The 21,949-nt window shown below is 38.7% G+C and carries 24 protein-coding genes, 1 pseudogene and 1 riboswitch; of the genes and pseudogenes, 7 read left to right on the forward strand and 18 right to left on the reverse strand.

Annotated elements, in window-relative coordinates; all coding sequences use genetic code 11:
- Nucleotides 1-57: 57 nt before the first annotated feature.
- From MKY27_RS10435 to MKY27_RS10445, 3 genes and pseudogenes are all read right to left on the reverse strand, one after another.
- On the reverse strand, nucleotides 58-885 hold the full coding sequence (locus MKY27_RS10435; protein WP_339171845.1) for an HNH endonuclease signature motif containing protein: 828 nt from the start codon (nucleotides 883-885) through the stop codon (nucleotides 58-60).
- Nucleotides 886-1,140: 255 nt separating this feature from the next.
- Nucleotides 1,141-3,087: pseudogene (locus tag MKY27_RS10440) on the reverse strand (vitamin B12-dependent ribonucleotide reductase); the annotation flags it as partial.
- A 261-nt stretch (nucleotides 3,088-3,348) separates the two neighbouring features.
- A complete protein-coding gene (locus MKY27_RS10445; protein WP_339199704.1) occupies nucleotides 3,349-4,128 on the reverse strand; it encodes a biotin/lipoate A/B protein ligase family protein in 780 nt (259 codons plus the stop codon).
- 153 nt (nucleotides 4,129-4,281) lie between these two features.
- Here MKY27_RS10445 and MKY27_RS10450 point away from each other — a divergent pair, with 153 nt between their 5' ends.
- Entirely contained in the window at nucleotides 4,282-4,665 is a 384-nt protein-coding gene (locus tag MKY27_RS10450) for a rhodanese-like domain-containing protein (RefSeq protein WP_079527702.1), read from the forward strand.
- A 171-nt stretch (nucleotides 4,666-4,836) separates the two neighbouring features.
- Here MKY27_RS10450 and gcvPB read toward each other — a convergent pair whose 3' ends face one another.
- The 10 genes from gcvPB to comGA all read right to left on the reverse strand — a co-directional run bounded on the left by gcvPB (nucleotide 4,837) and on the right by comGA (nucleotide 13,822).
- On the reverse strand, nucleotides 4,837-6,318 hold the full coding sequence (gcvPB, locus tag MKY27_RS10455; protein WP_339194932.1) for an aminomethyl-transferring glycine dehydrogenase subunit GcvPB: 1,482 nt from the start codon (nucleotides 6,316-6,318) through the stop codon (nucleotides 4,837-4,839).
- Nucleotides 6,311-7,657, reverse strand: a complete 1,347-nt coding sequence (gene gcvPA / locus MKY27_RS10460) for an aminomethyl-transferring glycine dehydrogenase subunit GcvPA (protein ID WP_339171847.1) — start codon at nucleotides 7,655-7,657, stop codon at nucleotides 6,311-6,313. The genes gcvPB and gcvPA overlap by 8 nt, the downstream gene beginning before the upstream one ends.
- A 124-nt stretch (nucleotides 7,658-7,781) precedes the next feature.
- Nucleotides 7,782-8,891, reverse strand: a complete 1,110-nt coding sequence (gcvT, locus tag MKY27_RS10465; RefSeq protein WP_339171849.1) for a glycine cleavage system aminomethyltransferase GcvT — start codon at nucleotides 8,889-8,891, stop codon at nucleotides 7,782-7,784.
- Between the two features lie 274 nt (nucleotides 8,892-9,165).
- A riboswitch (glycine riboswitch) is annotated at nucleotides 9,166-9,258 on the reverse strand.
- 126 nt (nucleotides 9,259-9,384) lie between these two features.
- Entirely contained in the window at nucleotides 9,385-9,897 is a 513-nt protein-coding gene (locus MKY27_RS10470; protein ID WP_339171850.1) for a shikimate kinase, read from the reverse strand.
- Between the two features lie 304 nt (nucleotides 9,898-10,201).
- Entirely contained in the window at nucleotides 10,202-10,657 is a 456-nt protein-coding gene (gene comGF / locus MKY27_RS10475) for a competence type IV pilus minor pilin ComGF (RefSeq protein WP_339194934.1), read from the reverse strand.
- Nucleotides 10,654-10,947, reverse strand: a complete 294-nt coding sequence (locus tag MKY27_RS10480) for a type II secretion system protein (RefSeq protein WP_339171853.1) — start codon at nucleotides 10,945-10,947, stop codon at nucleotides 10,654-10,656. The genes comGF and MKY27_RS10480 overlap by 4 nt, the downstream gene beginning before the upstream one ends.
- Nucleotides 10,919-11,407 carry a prepilin-type N-terminal cleavage/methylation domain-containing protein gene (locus MKY27_RS10485; protein WP_339194936.1) on the reverse strand — a complete coding sequence of 163 codons (489 nt, stop codon included), beginning with the start codon at nucleotides 11,405-11,407 and terminating at the stop codon, nucleotides 10,919-10,921. The genes MKY27_RS10480 and MKY27_RS10485 overlap by 29 nt, the downstream gene beginning before the upstream one ends.
- A 2-nt stretch (nucleotides 11,408-11,409) precedes the next feature.
- Nucleotides 11,410-11,736: a competence type IV pilus major pilin ComGC gene (comGC, locus tag MKY27_RS10490; RefSeq protein ID WP_339171858.1), complete on the reverse strand. Its 327-nt coding sequence runs from the start codon at nucleotides 11,734-11,736 to the stop codon at nucleotides 11,410-11,412.
- 15 nt (nucleotides 11,737-11,751) lie between these two features.
- Nucleotides 11,752-12,825 carry a competence type IV pilus assembly protein ComGB gene (gene comGB, locus MKY27_RS10495; protein WP_339194937.1) on the reverse strand — a complete coding sequence of 358 codons (1,074 nt, stop codon included), beginning with the start codon at nucleotides 12,823-12,825 and terminating at the stop codon, nucleotides 11,752-11,754.
- Nucleotides 12,806-13,822 carry a competence type IV pilus ATPase ComGA gene (gene comGA / locus MKY27_RS10500; RefSeq protein WP_339194939.1) on the reverse strand — a complete coding sequence of 339 codons (1,017 nt, stop codon included), beginning with the start codon at nucleotides 13,820-13,822 and terminating at the stop codon, nucleotides 12,806-12,808. Before comGA ends, comGB begins: the two co-directional genes overlap by 20 nt.
- 184 nt (nucleotides 13,823-14,006) lie before the next feature.
- Here comGA and MKY27_RS10505 point away from each other — a divergent pair, with 184 nt between their 5' ends.
- Both MKY27_RS10505 and MKY27_RS10510 read left to right on the forward strand, forming a co-directional pair.
- The gene (locus tag MKY27_RS10505) at nucleotides 14,007-14,705 is read left to right on the forward strand and encodes a transcriptional regulator (RefSeq protein WP_339194941.1); all 699 of its coding nucleotides are present in this window, start codon (nucleotides 14,007-14,009) and stop codon (nucleotides 14,703-14,705) included.
- 117 nt (nucleotides 14,706-14,822) lie between these two features.
- A complete protein-coding gene (locus MKY27_RS10510; RefSeq protein ID WP_008404362.1) occupies nucleotides 14,823-15,065 on the forward strand; it encodes a DUF2626 family protein in 243 nt (80 codons plus the stop codon).
- A 54-nt stretch (nucleotides 15,066-15,119) separates the two neighbouring features.
- Here the strand turns inward: MKY27_RS10510 and MKY27_RS10515 are convergent, their stop codons facing one another.
- On the reverse strand, nucleotides 15,120-15,764 hold the full coding sequence (locus MKY27_RS10515) for an MBL fold metallo-hydrolase (protein ID WP_079527729.1): 645 nt from the start codon (nucleotides 15,762-15,764) through the stop codon (nucleotides 15,120-15,122).
- A gap of 172 nt (nucleotides 15,765-15,936) precedes the next feature.
- Here MKY27_RS10515 and MKY27_RS10520 point away from each other — a divergent pair, with 172 nt between their 5' ends.
- A complete protein-coding gene (locus MKY27_RS10520) occupies nucleotides 15,937-16,113 on the forward strand; it encodes a DUF2759 domain-containing protein (RefSeq protein ID WP_339194943.1) in 177 nt (58 codons plus the stop codon).
- Nucleotides 16,114-16,198: 85 nt separating this feature from the next.
- On the opposite strand, the gene MKY27_RS10525 is transcribed toward MKY27_RS10520, so the two are convergent.
- The 4 genes from MKY27_RS10525 to rpmG form a co-directional block, all read right to left on the reverse strand.
- Entirely contained in the window at nucleotides 16,199-18,103 is a 1,905-nt protein-coding gene (locus MKY27_RS10525; protein WP_339194944.1) for an LTA synthase family protein, read from the reverse strand.
- A 313-nt stretch (nucleotides 18,104-18,416) separates the two neighbouring features.
- A complete protein-coding gene (locus MKY27_RS10530) occupies nucleotides 18,417-18,617 on the reverse strand; it encodes a YqgQ family protein (protein WP_079527733.1) in 201 nt (66 codons plus the stop codon).
- Nucleotides 18,618-18,634: 17 nt separating this feature from the next.
- Nucleotides 18,635-19,198, reverse strand: a complete 564-nt coding sequence (locus MKY27_RS10535) for a 5-formyltetrahydrofolate cyclo-ligase (protein ID WP_079527735.1) — start codon at nucleotides 19,196-19,198, stop codon at nucleotides 18,635-18,637.
- Between the two features lie 143 nt (nucleotides 19,199-19,341).
- Nucleotides 19,342-19,491, reverse strand: coding sequence for a 50S ribosomal protein L33 (gene rpmG, locus MKY27_RS10540; RefSeq protein ID WP_008408521.1), 150 nt, complete (start codon nucleotides 19,489-19,491; stop codon nucleotides 19,342-19,344).
- Between the two features lie 220 nt (nucleotides 19,492-19,711).
- Here rpmG and MKY27_RS10545 point away from each other — a divergent pair, with 220 nt between their 5' ends.
- The 3 genes from MKY27_RS10545 to MKY27_RS10555 all read left to right on the forward strand — a co-directional run bounded on the left by MKY27_RS10545 (nucleotide 19,712) and on the right by MKY27_RS10555 (nucleotide 21,945).
- Nucleotides 19,712-20,176: a hypothetical protein gene (locus tag MKY27_RS10545; RefSeq protein WP_339171881.1), complete on the forward strand. Its 465-nt coding sequence runs from the start codon at nucleotides 19,712-19,714 to the stop codon at nucleotides 20,174-20,176.
- Nucleotides 20,176-20,664 carry a hypothetical protein gene (locus MKY27_RS10550; protein WP_339194947.1) on the forward strand — a complete coding sequence of 163 codons (489 nt, stop codon included), beginning with the start codon at nucleotides 20,176-20,178 and terminating at the stop codon, nucleotides 20,662-20,664. Before MKY27_RS10545 ends, MKY27_RS10550 begins: the two co-directional genes overlap by 1 nt.
- Nucleotides 20,665-20,739: 75 nt before the next feature.
- On the forward strand, nucleotides 20,740-21,945 hold the full coding sequence (locus MKY27_RS10555; protein ID WP_339194948.1) for an MFS transporter: 1,206 nt from the start codon (nucleotides 20,740-20,742) through the stop codon (nucleotides 21,943-21,945).
- Nucleotides 21,946-21,949 lie beyond the last annotated feature (4 nt).

Genomic DNA, 21,949 nt, shown 5'->3' on the forward strand with positions numbered 1-21,949 from the left:
CTCTCTAATTTTAGAGGGCGGGATTATTATTACCCGCTCCATATGTCGCCATATGGGTCAGACTATATCATCAACCATTTTAGAATGTCTCTTACGATGACACGGGAATTCACATAAAGAAATTAAATTTGAAAGCTGATTCGCTTTCTTCCAGTCCCCGTTAAATTGTTTAAAAGGAATAATGTGATGTACGGAAAGCTCCTGTCCATATTCTGCTTCTGTAATTCCGCAATCCTGGCAAGTATACTCATCTCTTGCTCTAACCTTCCTCCGTTGGCTATACCAATTAGGCCCATAATATGACACCCTACCACCTGCCCATGTACCACTGTTAGCACCAGAAAACAGTTCTTTCTCGACATAATAGTTGGACATACATGTTCCAGTACAAAAGTTTAATTTTCTAATAGAAGAGGGAGTTTTTTCAAACTCAGTATGACAATTACTGCAAGAAACAACAATCCGCTTACGATATTGTTCCTTTCCTCTGTTACCATTAGCTTTCCCCAAACATCCTTTAGAACAAAACTTTGCTGTATGCTCACGATTTTTAGGTACAATAAACAATTGATGACAGGTTAGACATTTAACTTCAACATCTTTTCTTAAATGCTGATTAAATAAATGACCATTTTGTATTTGATATAGTTTTTTGCAATTTATATTGCAAAAATTTGTTTTATTAATGTTAGAAGGTTTCCTCAATATTTGTTGTTTACAATAAGTACATGAAATCAATTCTTTTTTTGACATTTCACTCCAAAATTGAGGGGGATTGTTTTTTTGATATTCTGTTTTACAGATTCTAGAACAATATTTTTTCCGTTCAAATTGACTTGGTTTTACATTAATTTCTTTTCCACAATTAAGACAATTCTTTTTCATCGAATCACCCTTCACCTGTTTTATCAATTATAAAACAGGAACAGGAGTTCGTAAAATAATGGTGCTCGGCGTGTAGTCGTTGAGGGGTCAGCCACGACTTCCCTGCGGATTGTCTGGTAGATAATTTCTTATCAACACTTTTACATTTTTACCTTTTTAATGCTGGCAAAGCTAGGTAGTAAAAGATACGCCAGGGTTTCCCGCATACAGCCAAGTTTACGCTACATTTTTACAAATGTACGGGGCAACTTGTTTACCCGTAGGTGCAACCGTCAATAAATGCGAGTTACGAATACCGTTTGCCACAATATTTTCGCGAATGTGCTGTGGCATTTTTTTCATGAAACCTGTGTTGATGAAGGCTTCACGCAAACGTGCTGTTTCAGCTTCTGTCTGCCCTTCAAGGAATGGGAAGCTGCCGCGCTCTGTTGCCAGCTCAACTGACTCTTCATACGCTGCAACCGCAATTGTCTTGAAGATTTCATCAACAAGTGCATTGCCTTCTTCAGAGCCGTACTCTTTTTCACAGTAGATCAACAAGTCGGCAAGACCCATTACACCCAGACCAACTCGGCGTTCACCTAGTGCCTGCTTTTTGTTATCTTCCAGGAAGTACGGTGTTGCATCAATTACATTATCCTGCATACGTACGCCAACTTTTACCGTTTTGCGTAACGCGTCAAAATCAACTGTTTTTGTTTCTTTGTTTGCAAACTTCGCCAAGTTAACAGCAGCCAAGTTACAAACTGAATATGGTGCTAATGGTTGTTCTCCACACGGATTTGTCGCAACAACTTTCTGACCGTACGCTTTTGCGTTTGTCATGTCGTTTGCGTTATCAATGAAGAAAATACCAGGTTCTGCTGCATAGGTTGCGCAGACATTAATTAGATTCCACAGTTCTTTTGCTTTGATTGTACGATACGTACGAACCGGATAACCAAGTTTCTCCCATTCGCGAACATCGCCAACTTCATGCCATTTTTCGTTGTAATCCAGCATTTGAGCCGGAGTATAGTTTTCTACGTCCGGGAAACGTAATTCGAAGTCCAGATCGTTTTCTACAGCATCCATAAACTCTTTCGTTAAAGTAACCGAAATGTTGGCGCCTGTCAGGAAATCCGGATTATGGACTGAATATGTTCCGCCATCACGAAGTTTCGTTTCAGCGTCACGAATAATCGCTTCGTTAAAACCGCCAAAACCTTCAATATTTTTATAGTTCACAATGCCTTGATACATCGCATCTTCCTGCTGTGTTAAAGGCTTGAATTTTAATTTTTCTTTTGCCAGGCGGATAATAGATTCATCTGCTGTATTTTCGATCAAATAGCGCAGAATACGCGGATTTTGCATTTTTGAAATGATAAATTCCACAATATCCGGATGCCAGTCTGCCAGCATAATCATTTGAGCGCCTCTGCGACTTCCACCTTGCTCAACAAGATGTGTCAGCTTGGCAATATCATCAAGCCAGCTTACCGATCCACTTGATTTACCGTTTACACCGCGCGCCAATGTGTTGCGGGGGCGAAGTGTCGAACCGTTCGTACCAACACCACCACCACGGCTCATAATTTCCATTACTTGCTTGCGGTGATCACTGATGCCTTCACGGGAATCGGCTACAAATGGCATTACATAACAGTTGAAGAAGGTTACTTCTGTTTCAGAACCTGCCCCATAAATTACACGGCCTGCAGGAATAAAGTTCATGGACACAAGTTCTTCGTAAAACTTCCCAAACCATTCCTTGCGCTTTTCTTCTGTTTTTTCAACTGAGGCTAAGCCTGTCGCATTGCGTTTCGCAATTTGCTCATAAAAAATCTCGAGCGGCTTTTCAATAATATCTAAAGACCGTTCGATAATGCCTGTTTCTTGTTCGTCGCCTTCTAATACGTGACGGTAATCTTCATCAATTTTAATAAGAGCGGTTTTCTTTTCCTGATTAATGGAATGAATAATGCCAAGTCCACGCGCCGGGAACTTTGGATCTTGTTTTACTGTCAAAACAACAAAATCCCCTGTTTTTAATGTTTTCTTTTCCGTATCTTTAAAAGAATAACGGTCAATCATTACAAGACGAGATACACCTTTATGCGTAATATGCATATCCGGTGTGACCGGGTGCACTTGAGGAAATTGCTCAATATCTTGATTTAACTGATTGACTTGGATGGATTGTTCTAAAACACTTGCCACCGCGTAAGCCCCCCTTTGAACGATTTTGTAAATTCCATTCCCTACATTTTTCTCCACTAAACACTTTTATATACAATATATTGTGTTTTATTGGATATTTTTATTCTATATGTAGGGTTAAATGATTTCATTTAAAAAGATTACAATAAATCTTTTTTTCAAACAAGGGGTTGATTTTTTTTTCTTTTTGTTAAATCCATCTATATCAACGTTTCGGGTATAAAAATTTTTTTACAAAAAATAAAAACACACGTTCGTAATCTATTTTTTGAAATTCCAGTCATCTGTTAAATATTTATTTTGCATCAATTGTTCTACATATTGCGTTTGCTGCTCTGTTAATTCGTAAGGAATTAGTTCTATGTCCAATGCTTCTTCAAACCCTTTGGAAAATGCATTCACACATTGCTCGATTGTAAATGGTGTGTCAACAAACTGATTCATGGCAACCGCTTTTTCCGGTAACTTTTTACGCATTCGTTCTTTTGCCTCTTCCGTAGCAAAATTAAATACCGATAGCAGCAGTTCTTCGTTCAGATCCAGTAAAATAGCGCCATGCTGCAAAATAACACCTTTTTGACGTGTTTGCGCACTGCCCGCTACCTTTTTTCCTTCAACCACCAGCTCATACCAGCTCGGTGCATCAAAACATACTGCGCTTTTCGGTTTCTTCAGGTCATCCAGTTGTTCCTTCGTCTCCGGCACACTAAAATAAGCATCCAGTCCCAATAGACGGAACCCTTGTAAAATTCCTTCGCTAATGACACGATACGCCTCTGTAACGGTCTCGGGCATATTTGGGTAGCTCTCTGTTACAATGACCGAATATGTAAGCTCCTGGTCGTGTAAAACGGCACGTCCGCCTGTAGGTCGACGGATGAAACCTAAGTTTTGCTTTTTTACAGCTTCTAAATTAATATCTTTATGTACTTGCTGGAAATAACCGATTGATAATGTAGCAGGATTCCACTCGTAAAAACGAATAACCGGCGGAATTTCCCCTTGGCTATGCCAGTCCAGCAACGCTTCATCCAGTGCCATGTTATAGGCAGGGCTGCACGGACCCGAATTTATAAAATACCATTGTTTTTTCACAATTTCTCGCCTCCACCAATTCATTTTAACAAACTCGCTCGACTAACTCTAGTTCATCTCTTATAATAGATAGTACAGAAAGAAAGGGGCAATATCGCAGTGACAATTTTATATACGATACTAGTAATTTTAGTAGTAATCGTTGCTTACGTAGTAATCAACTCTATGCGCTTAAAAAAATCCGTAACAAATTTAACACAGGAGCAATTTATCGAAGGCTACCGTAAAGCACAATTAATCGATTTACGCGAACCTAAAGAATTTGAAGCGGGACACATTTTAGGTGCTCGAAACATTCCGATGACGCAGCTTAATACACGTCATAAAGAAATCCGTCCGGACCTGCCTGTATACCTTTACTGCCAAAACTCTGGCCGTAGTGCACGAGCAGCGCTGACATTAAAGAAAAAAGGCTATAGCCAACTGTTCCAATTACAAGGCGGCTTCAAAACTTGGACAGGTAAAGTTAAATCGAAAAACTAATTTTAAAAGTTCTCTACATTGTAGAGGACTTTTTAATTTTCATTTAGTTGCTCTACGATTCCAAATTGACTGATTATCAGTAGTTTCTACTATTATATAGTAGCACGTAAGAAGTCTAACCTTACTCATAGAAAAAAGGTCAGAAAATTGCTCTGACCTTTTTGTCACAATTTATGAAATTGTGACTTCTTCTTTTTTTGCATAACGTAATACAGGTGTACGTGCAGCACGCGTTTCATCTAAACGGCTGATTACCGTTGTATGTGGTGCTTCTTGTACGATTGCCGGGTTATCGATCGTTTCTTGAGCAATTTGAATCATTGCATCACAGAATGCATCCAATGTTTCTTTTGATTCTGTTTCTGTTGGCTCGATCATGATCCCCTCTTCCACGTTTAACGGGAAGTATACTGTTGGTGGATGGTAGCCAAAGTCAAGAAGGCGTTTTGCGATATCCAATGTACGAACACCTAATTTTTTCTGACGGCGGCCTGATAGCACGAATTCATGCTTACAGTGACGGTCGTACGGTAAATCAAAGTGCTCTTCCAATCGGCGCATCATGTAGTTTGCGTTTAATACTGCATATTCAGTTACAGCTTTTAAGCCATCTGGACCCATTGAACGGATATACGTATAGGCACGGACATTAATGCCAAAGTTTCCGTAGTAAGGTTTCACACGACCGATTGATTGTGGACGGTTGTAATCGAAGTGGAATGTACCATCTTCTTTTTTCATTAATACTGGTTTAGGCAGGAATGGAATTAAATCCGCTTTTACCCCTACTGGACCTGAACCAGGACCACCGCCACCATGTGGACCTGTAAACGTTTTGTGTAAGTTTAAGTGAACACAGTCAAAGCCCATATCGCCAGGGCGTGCTTTACTCATAACAGCGTTTAAGTTCGCGCCGTCATAGTAAACTTTACCGCCGACACCGTGTACGATTTCAGCCATTTCTAAAATATTTTCTTCGAATAAACCTAACGTGTTCGGATTTGTCAGCATAAGTGCTGCTGTATCAGAACCGACAACACGACGTAAATCTTCAAGATCAACTAAGCCGTCTTCACCTGATTTAATTGTAATAGTTTCAAAACCTGCAACTGTAGCAGAAGCCGGGTTTGTACCGTGTGCTGAGTCCGGTACGATTACTTTGTTACGGTGTCCTTCACCATTTGCCTCATGGAATGCACGGATCATCATTAATGCTGTCCATTCACCATGTGCGCCTGCTGCAGGTTGTAATGTTACTTCATCCATACCTGTAATTTCCTGAAGAGATGTTTGCAGGTCATATAATAATTCCATTGCACCTTGTACTGTCGACTCATCTTGTAATGGGTGAACATTGGCAAAACCAGCATAGCGTGCAACCGTTTCATTGATTTTCGGATTGTATTTCATCGTACATGAACCAAGTGGATAGAACCCTGAATCCACACCATGGTTACGTTTTGAAAGTGCTGTATAGTGACGCATAATATCTAATTCTGCAACTTCCGGCAGTTCAGCCGCTTCCTGACGTACTAACTCTTTCGGCAGAAGTTCTTCTAGATTAAAATCAGGAACATCCAATGGCTCTAAGTTATAGCCGACACGACCTGGTTTTGTAATTTCGAAAATGAGTGATTGGTTTTCGTTATGCATTGTAAGCCCCCATTTCTGCAACTAATTGCTCGATTTCTTCTTTTGTACGGATTTCCGTAACAGCAATGAGTGCATGATTTTCTAATTCCGGATAAACACGACCTAAGTCAAAGCCGCCGATAATGCCTTTTTCGATTAATGCTTTGTTTAGTTCTGTTACATTATGCTTTGTATTTACTACGATTTCGTTGAAGTGTGCGCCTTGGTAGATCACTTCAAAGCCAGCTGCTTCAAATGCATTTTTAGCAAAGCGTGTCTTTACGATATTTTGTTTCGCCATCTCCTGCATCCCTTGTTTTCCAAGAGCTGTCATTGCAACTGAAGAAGCAAGGGCCAGCAATGCCTGGTTTGAACAAATATTAGATGTCGCTTTATCACGACGGATATGCTGCTCACGTGCCTGTAATGTTAATACATAACCACGACGTCCATCCTGGTCTACTGTTTCCCCAACAAGGCGGCCAGGTACTTTACGCATTAATTTATTCGTTACCGCGAAATAACCACAGTGTGGACCACCGAATGCTTCTGCAATTCCGAATACTTGTGCATCCCCAACTGTAATATCTGCGCCTAATTTTCCTGGTGGTGTTAAAACGCCAAGAGCTAACGGGTTAGCAGATACGATAAACAATCCTTTTGCATCATGTGTAATATCAGCAAGCGGCTGCAGATTTTCTACTTGACCAAAGAAGTTCGGATATTGAACGATCACGCCGGCTGTTTGATCATCAATAAGGCCTTTAAGAGCTTCGATATCTGTCACACCGTCTTTTGTCGGAATTGTCACGACTTCTATTGATTGTCCTGTCGCATACATTTTTACAACATCTTGATATTCCGGATGAACAGCTCCTGAAACAAGTAATTTACCGCGACGTGTATGTCCTGCAGCAAGCATACCTGCTTCTGCCAATGCCGTACCGCCATCATACATAGAAGAGTTTGCAATATCCATGCCTGTCAGTTCTGCGATCATCGTCTGGAACTCAAAAATTGCTTGAAGTTCACCTTGAGAAATTTCCGGCTGGTATGGTGTGTATGCTGTATAGAACTCCGAACGTGAAATCACGTGATCAACAATTACCGGTTTATAGTGATTGTAGACACCTGCACCTAAAAACGAAACATTGCTCGCTGTATCTTTATTTTTTGCTGCAAGTTGTGCAAGTTCCTTCATTAAAGCGGCTTCTGACTTCGCAGGCTTTATATTGTAGCTTCCTTGGAAGCGAACTTTCTCAGGAATATCCTCGAAAAGCTCATCAATTGTCGCAACCCCGATACGGTCTAACATTTCTTGTTTATCTTGTTCCGTCATTGGTAAATAACGATGTTTCATTGTTAACCCTCTTTTCAAAAGTTTTATCCCGCAATCACGGGTAGTTATTTATCTTCCTCGAAAGGCAGGAGATTGGTTCAACTATCAATCAAGGGGGAGAATCCCCGCGGATTGAAGTTCTCCTTTATTTTGCACGCTTGTAAAATGGCGTTTCCACTACAACAGCTTTTGCTCTATTTTTTCGGACTTCAATTTCAAGTTCAGTTCCAACTTCTGTGAATTTTGCGTCAATTAAAGCTAAACCGATATTGCGCTTTGTCATTGGTGACTGGGTTCCTGTAGTTACAAAGCCGATCTCTTCGCCATCCTTAAATACTTTATAGCCGTGACGAGGAATACCTTTATCAATCATTTCGATACCTACAGATTTACGTGTCAGGCCATTTTCTTTTTGGTCAATTAATGCTTGCTGACCAATAAATTGCGGATCTTTCGCCAATTTCACTGCAAAGCCAATGCCCGCTTCCAGTGGTGAAATGTCTTTTGAAATTTCTTGGCCATATAATGGCAGGCAAGCTTCAAAACGAAGTGTATCACGTGCCCCTAAACCGGCAGCTACTACCCCTTTGTCTTTTCCTGCTTCCAAAATTTTGTTCCAAAGATCAACAATCGCTGCTGGTGCACCGTAGATTTCGAATCCGTCTTCCCCTGTATAACCAGAGCGGGACACAAGAACCGAATGACCTGCTACATCCACATTATCCTGGAATTTAAAATATTTGATTCCCGATAAGTCTGTTGCTGTTAATGTTTGGAGCACTTCTTGAGATAATGGTCCTTGCAGGGCGATTTGAGCATAGTCATCTGACAGATTTGTCACTTTGACATTCTCTTCAACATGCTGCTGTAACCATTCGAAGTCCTTTTCAATATTTGCTGCATTTACACAAAGAAGATAACGGTTCTCTTCCAAACGGTATGTCAGTAAATCGTCCACAACACCGCCATCTTCGTAGCAAAGGGCACTATATTGGGCACCGCCAACTGCAATTTTGGAAATATCGTTAGATAGCATCTTTTGTAAATAAGCAAGTGCATCCGGACCTTCTACGATAATTTCCCCCATATGGGATACATCAAAAAGCCCTGCACGGTTACGTACCGCATCATGCTCCTCTTTAATTGAAGAAAATTGTACTGGTAATTCCCAGCCGCCAAAATCAACTGTTTTCCCACCATACTTTGCGTATTCGTCAAAAAGTGGTGTGCGCTTTAGCATTAATTCATTTGTCATGTTCATTTCCTCCTTTAGTTATGTAGGTTCGTTTTATCTTGCAAAGGGGAAGCAACATTACACGATTGAAATGTAAATCTATCTTTTTATTAGAATCATCAGAATATTTCAGAGCTGATTTCTTCATAAAAAAAAGACAGACGAATCCCCTTTACCGAGATTCTCTGTCCTTGCACCTGAAAGTTACACCTGAATTTGATCCACTATCACAATACAGGCTTTCCCCTTTGGTGGCTGTTTGCAACATTTGCTATTACAGCACTCTCCAGAGTTGCGTCCAATACGAGTCTTTTTGCCTGAGAGATTCATAGCATCGCTATTTGCTCCTTCGGCGACGTGACATCACGTTCTCTCCCCGTACCATCATCCGCGTTAGATTATTTACTTCATGTTATTGCTCTTCTTAGCAATATCCTAACATTGAATATAATGCAAACGCAATCTTTTTTTAATTTTATTCAAAACACGAACATTAACAATAAATATCGATATATCATTCGCCTTTAAGACGTTTTACTTGAAAGCCGATGTACTCAACAATCTGTCTTAATGTTCTCCCGGCTGTCAGTACTTGTATATGACCAGCTAGTCGATAACTCTTTCTTCGTTGGTGATACAGGTTTTCCAATTCTTGCTCCGTTGTCGATTGAACAATGGGACGGTTCTTATCATTCCGAATACGCATATAAATATCTTCAAATTTTGCATCCAGAAAAAATACAAGCCCTGTTTGGCGCATAATTCTCCTGTTTTCTTCATTCACGGCTACCCCACCGCCTGTAGCGATAATGCATGCTTCATCACGGAAATTCTTTAAAAATTCCGTCTCGATTTTTCGGAAGTGTGCTTCGCCGTATTTCTCGAAAATTTCTGGGATCGTCATACCCTGCTGTCTTACAATTTCATGATCCATATCGTAATACGGCATTTTCAAGAAAAAACTTAAACGTCTGCCTATCGCACTTTTTCCGCACCCCATAAATCCAACTAAATAAATTTTACGCATGCTGTTCACCTTCTTCTAATTACGGACTACTTAATTCATTACACCTTCACCTTTATCGTTCTCATTTTGCGTTGTTCATCCAATTGTTTTTGTCAATCATATCGCATAATGTGACATTTTTTCGACTTTGCAAAAAGAAGTCGAACTTTAAGGTAAATTTAGTATATTTATCGTAGCACGAACGTAAATAGATTCCAATGAATTATATACTTTTATTTGCGCAAAATATGCATTTGTATAGAAAACGGCAGCTCCGGAAACGATGAATAATAAAAATACGGCCAAGAGAAATAGTGTACCTTTGTCATTTTGGAGGTAATGGTAATACGAGGTCCCTTTCCCGTTTTGTTCCATCTTTCATCACTACCTTCATGTTCAATTCATTTCCGATAATCGCAAGCTCCCAGTTCTCAACAAAAGGCAGCATAATTTCATTTCCTCCTTTATTCGACCTTTTACGTAAATGCTCTGCAGATTTATCGAAGACAAATAACCGTTCCTCGGGATCATTTAATATTTCAAGTTGCAGCATACTCGAACTGAGCACTTTACCGGATGCGGAATTCATATTGTATTGATGAAGATCATATACGAACAATTCCCAGTTCACTTCATCTTTCATCATTTCAATCTGTCTAAGATCCCGAACCCATAAAAGAATTAGCAGGGTAATCGAACTAAAAAATACAAACACGGTTAACTGAAATAAGCTCTCCAGTAATGTAAAACCCCGCTCATTTAATATTCGCCTCTCCCTCATACACACAGTTCCTCATTCTTATTATTAAGATCATAATGCACACATACTTGGCGCCCGTCATAATGCCATTGAAACTGTACATCGTCAATTTGCTGCATCCCGGATGTTTGTCCATACCGTTTATATTTCATCGCTCCTATAAAAGCTGCTTCCGCTGCATGTGTTTGAACTTTTTGAATGGCAATTTGCTGTTTCATATTAAATGTGAGCGGAATGATTGTCGACGAAAGGAAAAATAAAATGACGACCGCTAACAGTGTTTCAACAAGTGTTAGTCCTTCCTGGCTCATGAAAAACCTCCTTTTCAAAAATTCTCGCTTTCCCGATATTGACGGAGTACTGATAGCTTGTATCCTCAAAGTGATACGTAAGACGACCAAACGCCTGGACGTTCCCCTGGGTATTGAATATGAGCCGGTTATAAGGTGTAGATAAAAACATATCGATAGGCCGCGCTATTTTCTGATCATAAACAATGTCAGCAGTATTGCGCTCCTTTATTCGAATCCACTGACAGTTAAGAATTTCAAAACTATGAGGTGTTCCTTTCTCAATGGATAATAATTGTGTCATGCGAATTAACATCTCATTTTGGTCCATCACCTGCTTTTCTGTGTAGACCATCAACGGTTTTTGTGAAAAATAGAGAATCATTGAACTGATTACTAAAAAAATAAAGAGAACAATAAGCATTTCCATTAATGTAAAACCTTTTTCATCCGTTACAGCTGATTTAATTTTCTGCTTCATCACTACGTTCCTTTTACCAATACAACTTTACCCTCTACAATATCGATTTTCGTATTATCCGGACATTTCAAATCCTTATCCTCTTCATTTTCTTTTTTCATAATATAACCCTTCGTAATTAAATCTGAGACTGAAGCGGGATATTCATTATTATGAAGCTTATACGCCTCGACTTGTCCTTGAAGCATCAGTATATAGGCATCACAACCTTTTTCATCGATCGATGTGAAGTGTTTGGATATATTTGGAATAGTTACGAGTATCAAAACAGAGATAATCAATAAGACCACAAGCATTTCAACTAATGTAAATCCTTTTTCATTTTTCATCTGTTCCACCTCTTCTTATATAAAATCAATGACATCATACATCGGGATTAAAATACTTAAATACGCAGCAATGACACAAATGGCAATAATCACAAAAAGCAGGGGCTGAATAATCGCCAGCATTCGTTCAATAATTTTCTGAAGCTTTTCATCCAAAAGTTCACAATATAAAATCAGCTCCCGTCCCAGCAAACCGCTCGCTTCACCATGTGCTATAAAATGTTCAAATTTCGGATAGAAAAAGCCGACAATTTCCACTGCCCGCTCCAATGAATCGCCAATAAGAATGCGTTCTTGGAGGGTACCGGCAATATAGGCAATCTGTTTCTGGTGCTGCTGTGTTTTTAAATGGTCGAATGCCTTTTGAAGCGAGAACCCCGCTAATAGCAGATTTCCTAAATGGCGGGCAAACTGCCTTGTCAGAAACAGGCGCCAAAAAAGTCCGATTAACGGGATTCTAAACAGAAGATGAAGCTGGAGATCAATTCGTTTTTTTCGAATTTGGTAAACTACCAAGGAGAGTACAATACTTAGAACGATGCCGACTGCTATAATGTAGTCCGGCATATGGAGGAAAAACGTCGACCACTGAATGCTCGCGGACGATTCGCTATGAACACGGGATGTAATAACAGTGGACATGTTAGGAAGAAAATACGTTCGGAAGCCGATAAATAATACGATTAAAAATGAAAATAAAATGAGCGGATACGATATTATTTTTAATAGTTTTGTTTTCGCCTGCTGTTGGAAAACGAGCTGTTTTGCAACAAGAGCAATTGCTTCGCTCAACTTACCCGTCACTTCTGCCAACTCAATTGAGACTAAATATTGTCTATCTAGACGAAGCAGCTGGAAAACTTGCGTTGCACTGCCACCACCACGCAATATTGATGATATTTCCTGTTGGACAGGTTCATATTGTTTTATATGATAGGGCAACAGCATTTCGATACTATGACCAAATGTATAACCTTCATATAGTAGTGTGGAAATTCGTTGGAGTAATGTAGGGAGCTCCGAGGATTTTATGGCAGGTTTTTTTAATAAAGTAACAGATGTGGCCCTTTTAAGGAGTGGTGTATTCATAGTAGTCTCCTTGAAGCTTTGCAATTTGACCTGCCAATGTTTGCTCATAAGGTAATGTAAAGTATTTTTCCTGAATAATCGATTCAAAGGCAAGCTCCAATTGTTCATCGGTTAAAAATTCAAAAATAGCTTTATAACCGTTTTCCTCTGTCTGGATTAGACGCTGCGAAACAACCGCTCTTAGCATCTGCCGCATTTCTTCAAATGAAACCGACAAATCATGAAGCCGGTAAATACAGTTCACCGTATCCTTTGCATGAATCGTTGAAATAACAAGGTGTCCGGAAAATGCCGCCTCTATGGCAACCTTTGCTGTTTCCCTGTCCCGGATTTCCCCGAGCATTATCACTTCAGGCGAATGTCTCAAAATTGCTTTTAAACCTGCCGAATATGTCATTCCGGCTCGCTCATTCACTTGAATTTGCAACAGCTGCTCTTGCCTGCTTTCTACTGGATCTTCCAAAGAAATGACGTGTCGAGATAAATGCTGTGAACAATAGTGGAGCAATGAATATAACGTGGTCGTTTTACCGGTTCCCGTCGCACCGCTAAGTAATATTAACCCGCTTTCCAGTCTGGCCAGTCTATACAACTGTTCAACACTTTCCCGAAAGTGACATAATGTTTGCAGCGGGACGGTGTAGTTCTGTCGTAATATTCGAACTGCTAAACTTTCTTTAAAGAAGCTGGAAGGTAATGTGGAAATCCGGAAGGCATACATCGACTGGTCGATAAATTTTTGGAAGGAACCGCTTTGAGGCTTTCGCTTTTCACTAATATCAAGCGAAGAAAGAAATTTAAAATAGGAAATCATTCGGGTAGCAAGCTCTGTAGGGAGTTCATCCTCCTTTTCAAAGCGACCGTATTTTCTCATCAACAGATCATAGCACCTTTCTCTAGGGAGTAAATGGATGTCTGTAACATGAAGTTGTGCGGCCTTAGATAAAAGCTCCAAACATTTTTGTTCAATGATCGATAATTGTTTTATGGTAATCACCCCTTCACCAATTCGTTAGATGTGACTCCATTATAAATGGAATGTCCACTCTTTCCTATAAAAACAGATAAAATTTCTTTTTAATAGGAATTTTCTTTCAATATTAACAAATTTGCTAATATTTCATGTAGAATAATAATAAAGTTAGCATTTTTTAAATTTTTACCGTATTGGGGGTCTACTTATGATACATCCGATTAAAATTTCCAGCACTTTTGCAGATGAAACCAGGTTTTCAATTTATGAGTTTATGTTGCAGCAAAAGCAATTTTTATCCGTTCAGGATATTGCAGAGCAATTTAAAATCCATTCCAATGTAGCACGTCTGCATTTAACGAAACTTGCAGAAATTGGCGCTATTTCCTCCGAACATTTAAAAACCGGAAAAGGCGGACGACCTGGTAGAGTATATAAAGCAAAACAGGAAGGAATCAATTTAAGCATCCCTAGACGTGATACATCTTCATTAATTAAATGGTCACTTGAATTGATTCAAGAACTTGGTGAAGCAGCGTTGAGCAAAGCACAGGAAATCAGCTACCGCGACGGAAAACAATCGATGCTTGAACAAATGAAGTCTATAAAACGAAAATCTCCATTTACTTTTGACGAGAAATTGGCCATGATTACGAAAAGTGCCACATTAATCGGTTATATTCCTGAAGTAATTGAACATGACCAATCCAAAACCATCATATTCTCTCTTTTCAACTGCCCCTTCCAAGAACAGATATCGAACTACGGAGAAATCGTTTGTCAGCTCCATGAATCCTATTTGTATGGACAAGTTGATGTACTGTTTGATCGGCATGAAGTTAAGAAAATGGAAAGCATGGTTAACGACTGTGACTTTTGTAAATACAAAATTTCCGTACACAATTAATGGAAAAAACATGCATTTGTCACAACTCTTCTATATCTCACAGTTTACATTATCCAGAAACTTGATTTATAATGAATGAGAGACTATTCTATTTTTTTAGAAAAGGAGGGATATTTGATGAGCAATATGTATAAAGTTATGGCATTCTGGACTGCTATTTTCGCCGTTATGTTCTACCTTGGTGGTATGAACGAGGTTTCGCTATTATTCGTAGGTAATACAGGTTTATTTTTATTATTAGGCTTCTTAAATCTTTCAGAACGCATGTACATGTACATTTTTGGCGCATACTTGACTGTTTTCTTCGCCGGTTTCACCTATTACACAACATTCATACACACTCCAGGTGGCGGACATTAAAAAACGACACGCTCTTCAATAGAGAGCGGTCGTTTTTTATTTACATAAGTATGGTTAAAAGCCATTTAAGAAAGGATTGGAATCCATTTCTGCAGCTGGTGTCGTATAGTCGCCATGCCCTGGATAAATAATTGTATCTTCCGGTAATGATAAAAGCTTATCATGAATCGATTTCAACAAGACATTCATCGAACCGCCAATCAGATCTGTGCGTCCGATGCTTTGTTCAAATAATGTATCGCCTACAATCGCAAACGCGTCGTCTTTAAAAATAAAGGATACACTTCCCGGAGAATGTCCTGGTGTATGGGCTACCGTAAAGGTAAATGCACCGATTGTCATTTCCCCTTCTTTACGGATAATATGTTCTTCATCAGGTTTTTTCACGATATAATTTGGCAATTCCGCGTATTTGCCTGAACCATTTTTCATCGGATCAGCAAGCCAATCCACTTCTTTTTCATGGACATACAGCGGGATATCGTATATTGCCCGTACCGCATCCACTCCACCGATATGATCAAAATGTGTATGGGTTAATAAAATAGCTAATGGGTTTAAGCCATTTTTACGTAATTCATTTACAATGCGTGCCCCTTCTTCACCTGGATCAAAAATTAAACAGTCTTTTTCTTTATTGCTGACAATGTAGCAATTCGTTTGGATCGGTCCTAGACTATATTTTCTAACATTTAACATAAATCATCACCTCAGTTTCCATTATACATTTTTTCTATCTTTCTCATAGTGAAAGTTATCGTTCAAACAAACGCCACTTTTATTCCTCGACAAACGATTTGGAAACCTTTACAATAAAAGAGGAATATTGTTGAGACATTTTTTGGAATGTCGAAAGGAGTGTCAATTTTTTATGAACTTATTAATGATTATTTTTGGTTTAGTTGCAATTTTTGGCGTAATTGGCATATTCCAATCAATCAAAGAGAAAAACCTTTTAGCTGCTGCCTTTAACGCTTTAGCTGCAGGTGTTTTCGGTTGGTTCGTCATTATGACGGTTTTAAATCAAGGCTATCCACCAACTCACTAATTGCAACCAAAAAACGTATTGCTCTTGAAGCAATGCGTTTTTTATATGAAGAAAAAAGCTGCTCCCGGATTTCTCCGGGGCAGCTTTAATTTTTATAGTTCGTATCAATCAGTAAGTTCCCTGTTTCTGAATCATAAAAACGTAACAGGTCACCATTAATAATCTGATCCGAGTATTCCAGTTCTTGTGTTGCACGATCAATAAATGGCTGACATGCTTCCGTATCAATTGCTTCTCCCGTTTCACGGTCGTAGCATACTTCACCTGCATACACATATTGATCTGTTACGAAGCGACCATCACGGAAAATAACGAAATCTTCATGTTCTTCCGAGAAAAGGTCAGCACCTAATTGCATATCTTTTGAAGTCTCAATACCTAACAGATGCAGTAATGTCGGACGAATATCCAACTGACCCGCTACATTATCCATCACTTGTCCATCATTTGAACCAGGAATGTGGATATATAATGGGACAGCCTGTAAAAGTGCACTGTCATATGGTGTGATCTCTTCTTTATTTAAAAATTTAGCCATCGCTTTATTATGATTTTCGGAAATTCCGTAGTGGTCTCCGTACATCACAATAATCGAGTTTTCATATAAACCCTGTTCCTTTAAATCATCGAAAAATTCCTTCACCGATTCATCCAAATAGCGAACCGTTTGGAAATAACGGTTTAACGTACCTGAATTTGAATCATATTCAGGAATCATCATATCTTCCGGATCTAAATAGAACGGATAATGGTTTGTTAAAGTAATGAGACGACTGTAAAACGGCTGTGGCATTTCTTTCATCAATGCTGCAGATTGTTCAAAGAATGGAATATCCTTTAATCCCCAGTTTACAGATGTTTCTTCCGTTACTTCGTATGATTCGATATCATAAAACTGATCTAATTTAAATGATTTGTAAATCATATCACGGTTCCAGAATGATTTGTTGTTCGCATGCATAACATTTGTGAAATAGCCGTTTTCCCCTAAGCGCTCCGCAAAGGAGTTATACGTATTTTCACCATGCGTAAAGAATACTGCACCCCGACCTAAGCCATATATCGAGTTTTCGAAAATAAACTCGGAATCCGAAGTTTTTCCTAATCCAGTCTGGTGGTAAAAATCACTGAAGTAATACGTATCTTTATCGTTTGTCAATGAATTCAGGAACGGTGTAACGACTTCCCCGTTCATTTCTTCATTAATAACAAATGACTGCAATGATTCCAGGGAAACTGCAATAACATTTCGGCCTTCATACTTGCCGAACATTTCCGCATTAGGTTCCGCCTGGTTTGCACGAACGTAGTTGCTTACTTCAACAAGCTCACTGCCGTCTGCCAACGCGCGCTGAGCAGACGATTTCGACTGAACATAGACATCGTATAGATGATAGTTATATGTTCCGATATTTTTCACTAAAAGTTCACGGTCAAATGCTCGTGTCAATAATTGCGGTCGCTCTGTTTCTGCTAAACCTAAGTTTAAAAATAAAATAGCAGCCGTCATGACAAAGTATGCTTTACGTGCATCTTTACGTACCGGCAGTAACTGCTCTTGTGCTTTCGGTAAAAGCTTCACAGCAATAAAAATCAGTAATACATCAACAAAATAGAATATGTCCATCCAGCTGATAATTGCTGCTGCTGATGTACCTAACTCTCCAAAATTGCTCGTTTGGAATAATACAGGCAATGTTACAAAGTCATTGTAGAAACGGTAAAAGGCAACATTTCCGTATACAACTAAGGCCAGTAAAATACTACTGCCGACAATATAGCGATTTCGCGCTTTTTGTGATTTCAAGAATAATGACAATCCATAGAAGAATAATAAGAAACTTAATGGATTGATAATCAAAATTAACAATTGCATTGCATTTTCTATCTTCATATCAAAGCTAGTTTCATAAACAATTACAGTTTTAATCCAGGTTGCTATTACGGCAATCGCTAATATCGAATGTTTAGGCCATTTAAAATCTTTCATATCCTATACATCCTCTCTTTACATATTCGATTTTTTTTAAATACATTGTTTTATTTGTGTAAAATTCTCATTCAAACAAAATCTATGTTAAAGCTTTTCAAACAAATCCGCAACATTATTTCGTTTAAACAGTTTACATTCATAAAATAGCACTATTATTTAGTACGTATTAAACTTGAAAAGGTTTCGTTAAATATGAAAACAGCGGTTTATTCCCGCTGTTTTACTCAGGATATGTTCGTCAAAAAGTGTAAAACCCTAAGTAAACAAGCATACCTCTATACGATCCATACTATTATACGCTAAATTCCAGTTATTTTCCTGCTTTAAGCCTTTGCTCTTCCTGACGCAGGATTAATAAAGCCATCTGAAAATCTTTCGTATCAATAAATTTCGATTTATATAATTCCTTAATTTCGTCTTCCATTAAGTATAAATCTCCAATACGGTCCTTTGTATAAATGTAAATGCCGTATTGTTTTAAGATGTCGAGCACATCCAACATTGACTTCATTCTCGTTCCTCCACCAATTATTCGCATATTATGCGATTTTTGTCTGTAAGTAGTATATGTACCGGAAGATCATGTGATTCTCTCGGTATTTCGTTTAACAACTGCTCCTCAAATGCCAAGGATATCCGCTTTCCATTAAATCCCACTAAATAGCGGTCATAATAGCCCCCACCAAATCCGATGCGGTATCCGTGATGATCGAAGACAACCCCCGGCACGACCATTACATCAATTCGTTCTTTTTCGACCAGTTCCGTTCTTTCTCGTATCGGTTCTAATATATTTTGATATGCTCGTTCGGTTTCATCAAAATTGTTAATTTTGTAAAACTGCATCGAACGATCTTTCGGATTACATTTCGGAACTGCAACATATTTATTTAATTTCCATAATTCTTCAATAATAAACGTCGTATCCACTTCCGGCTGATTTGATAAAGTAATTGCGATAATATTTGCTTTTTGAATAGATGGTTCCTGTAATAATTGCTGAGCGATTTCCAAAGAACGTTCACGATATTCCTGATCGGTCATATTGGACAACTTTTCCTGCACTTTTATACGATAGTCTCTTTTCTCCAAACAAATCCCTACTTTCAAAAAAGCTGTTTTATGTTAAACATTACTATCATAAATCAAATTCGTTGAATCATCATAGTAAGATTTAATAGGATATCAAGTAAAAAGCCAAAACCAACGAGTGGTTTTGGCTAAATGAGCGATTATTACTTTGTTTCACGGTGAAGAGTGTACTTCTTCTCGCGAGAGCAATATTTTTTAAGTTCAAGACGCTCTGGATTGTTACGCTTGTTCTTTTTTGAAATGTAGTTACGTTCGCCGCAGTCTGTGCAAGCTAAAGTAATGTTTACGCGCATCATTAACCCTCCCACTCTAAATTAAGAATAAATTTATTTGAGCATGATTTATACGACTTACCTATTATAACACACTGTTTTAAAAAATCTAGTATGATTTCTTAATAAGTTTTACTATGTTAAAATAAAGGGAATCTGCAGTAAGAAAACAATTAACCACTTCAAATGCAAGTTTACTGTCAAGACAATGCTATAGATCAAAAGAAACGGAGGACTTCATATGGGACTTTCTTCAATATTAATGATTGCTGGTATTGCTGTCATTATTATTTCCCTATTATTTAAAGACAAATCAGCAAAAGTTGAAAGAGATGTTGAAGATTTATCGATCAATATTTATCAGGAAACGAATGCTTTAAAACGACGCGTAAAAGCTTTGGAAGAGGAACTGCTTGTCGAACCAAATTTTCAAGTACGCAAACCTTCTTCTGTCCAACAGCAAAATTCAGAACAACAAGCTGCTTTCTCCTCTTTTCAGGAAGTAGCAGCCCAAGTAAAAGCAGCTCAAAGCTATGGAGCATCTCCTAAGGCGACTCCGCAAAATAATGCAAAGCCGATTAACGGCATTTTAGTTAGTCAAGTACTTGCGCTTAATAACCAAGGCTTATCGATTGAGGAAATCAGTAAGCGCTCGACATTATCACATGCTCAAATCCAATCGATTTTAGCAAATGGAGGTCAATAATGAAATCATCGTTGCGAGCATTTGGTATCGGTCTTTTTTTGGCAGGTGCAAGCATGGCGTTGTTCGACAATTTGTCTTCAGATTCCATTCAGAAAGATAACACGGCTTATGAAAAGCAATTAGACGACTATGAAAAACAGATCGCCGAATTGACAAAACAGTTAAACGAGCAAAAGCCTGATAGTGACACTTCTAATAAAACGGATGAGCAAACAACCCGTACAACCGAAAAGAAGTCTGCTGCCACAGAGGAACAAAACAAATCAGATGTAGTGGAAGAGACCATTTATATATACGAAAATGTATCCATTTATACAATCGGACAACAAGCGGAAGATCTAGGTATTGTCACAAATGGACGAGAGCTTGAGCTTTATTTGTCCAAACCGGAATTTGCGCGTTCTATTCAAAAAGGTGCATTTGATCTCCGCTCTGATATGACAATCGAAGAAATCGCCCAAGTACTGACAGGGCAACCAACTGAATAATTGTAATGATAAATAACAGATAGCAAGCTATCCAAACGAGCGATTATTCAAAAGTTATAAGATTGAAGGGATTATATGGACTATATAAAAAGAGGAACAAAAGCTTTTACAATGACGAATATCGCGTTATTTGCTGCAGGTTTCATCACCTTTGCCAACCTTTATATAACGCAGCCATTGATGCCCCAGTTTTCAAATGATTACAATGTTTCGCCTGCAATAGCCAGTTTATCACTCTCTGCTGCTACATCCGTTTTGGCATTTAGCCTTTTACTTTTTGGTTCATTATCGGAAGCATGGGGACGAAAAAAATTGATGACCGCTTCAATATTTGCCGCTTCCGTTTTAACACTCGCCCTGGCATTTGCCCCTAATTTTGAAACGATTCTCTTACTGCGGATTATTCAAGGTTTTGTATTTGCTGGGGTTCCTGCCATTGCGATGGCTTATTTAGGAGAAGAAATGGAACCTTCAAGCTTAGGAGTGGCAATGGGTCTTTACATAAGCGGAAATGCGATTGGCGGTTTATCGGGCCGTATTATAATCGGCACGATGACTGATTTATTCAGCTGGCAAATTGGAATGATTGTACTCGGGGTTTTAAGCATTATTATCAGCTGTTACTTCGTATGGGCATTACCTGAATCCAAACATTTCACACCACGCCCACTACAGTTCCGGTTACTGACTAAAACACTATTCCAGCATATAAAAGATAGACGACTTGTATTATTATTCGGGATTGGATTTACATTAATGGGCAGCTTTGTGACTATGTATAATTATATCGGTTTCAAGTTGGTCGAGTCTCCCTATAATTTAAGCATGACTTTTGTAAGCTGGCTATTTGTTGTTTATTTAGTAGGAACGTGGAGCTCTACATGGTTCGGAAGCTTGTCTGATCGATATGGAAGGCAAAATGTTCTATATAGCGGCATTGTCATTATGCTCTTAGGTGCGGTTCTTACATTCCCCGTAAGTTTACCTTTAAAAATAAGCGGACTCGTTATATTTACGTTTGGGTTTTTCGGCGCCCACTCCATCGCAAGCGGATGGGTCAGCCATTTAGCCAAAGTCGATAAAGCCCAGGCCTCCTCTTTATATCTGTTCGCCTATTATATGGGGTCAAGTATCGGAGGAACAATCGGCGGTATCTTTTGGATGCACTACGGTTGGACTGGCATTGTCCTTTTCATCGGATCCGCACTTGTAGTAACATTTATTTTTGCAGGATTTATTCAATACTTTCAATCTAAATACAAAAAAATGCAGAGCGCCTAGAAAG

The organism is Solibacillus sp. FSL R5-0449, assembly GCF_037975215.1.
Lineage (GTDB): Bacteria > Bacillota > Bacilli > Bacillales_A > Planococcaceae > Solibacillus.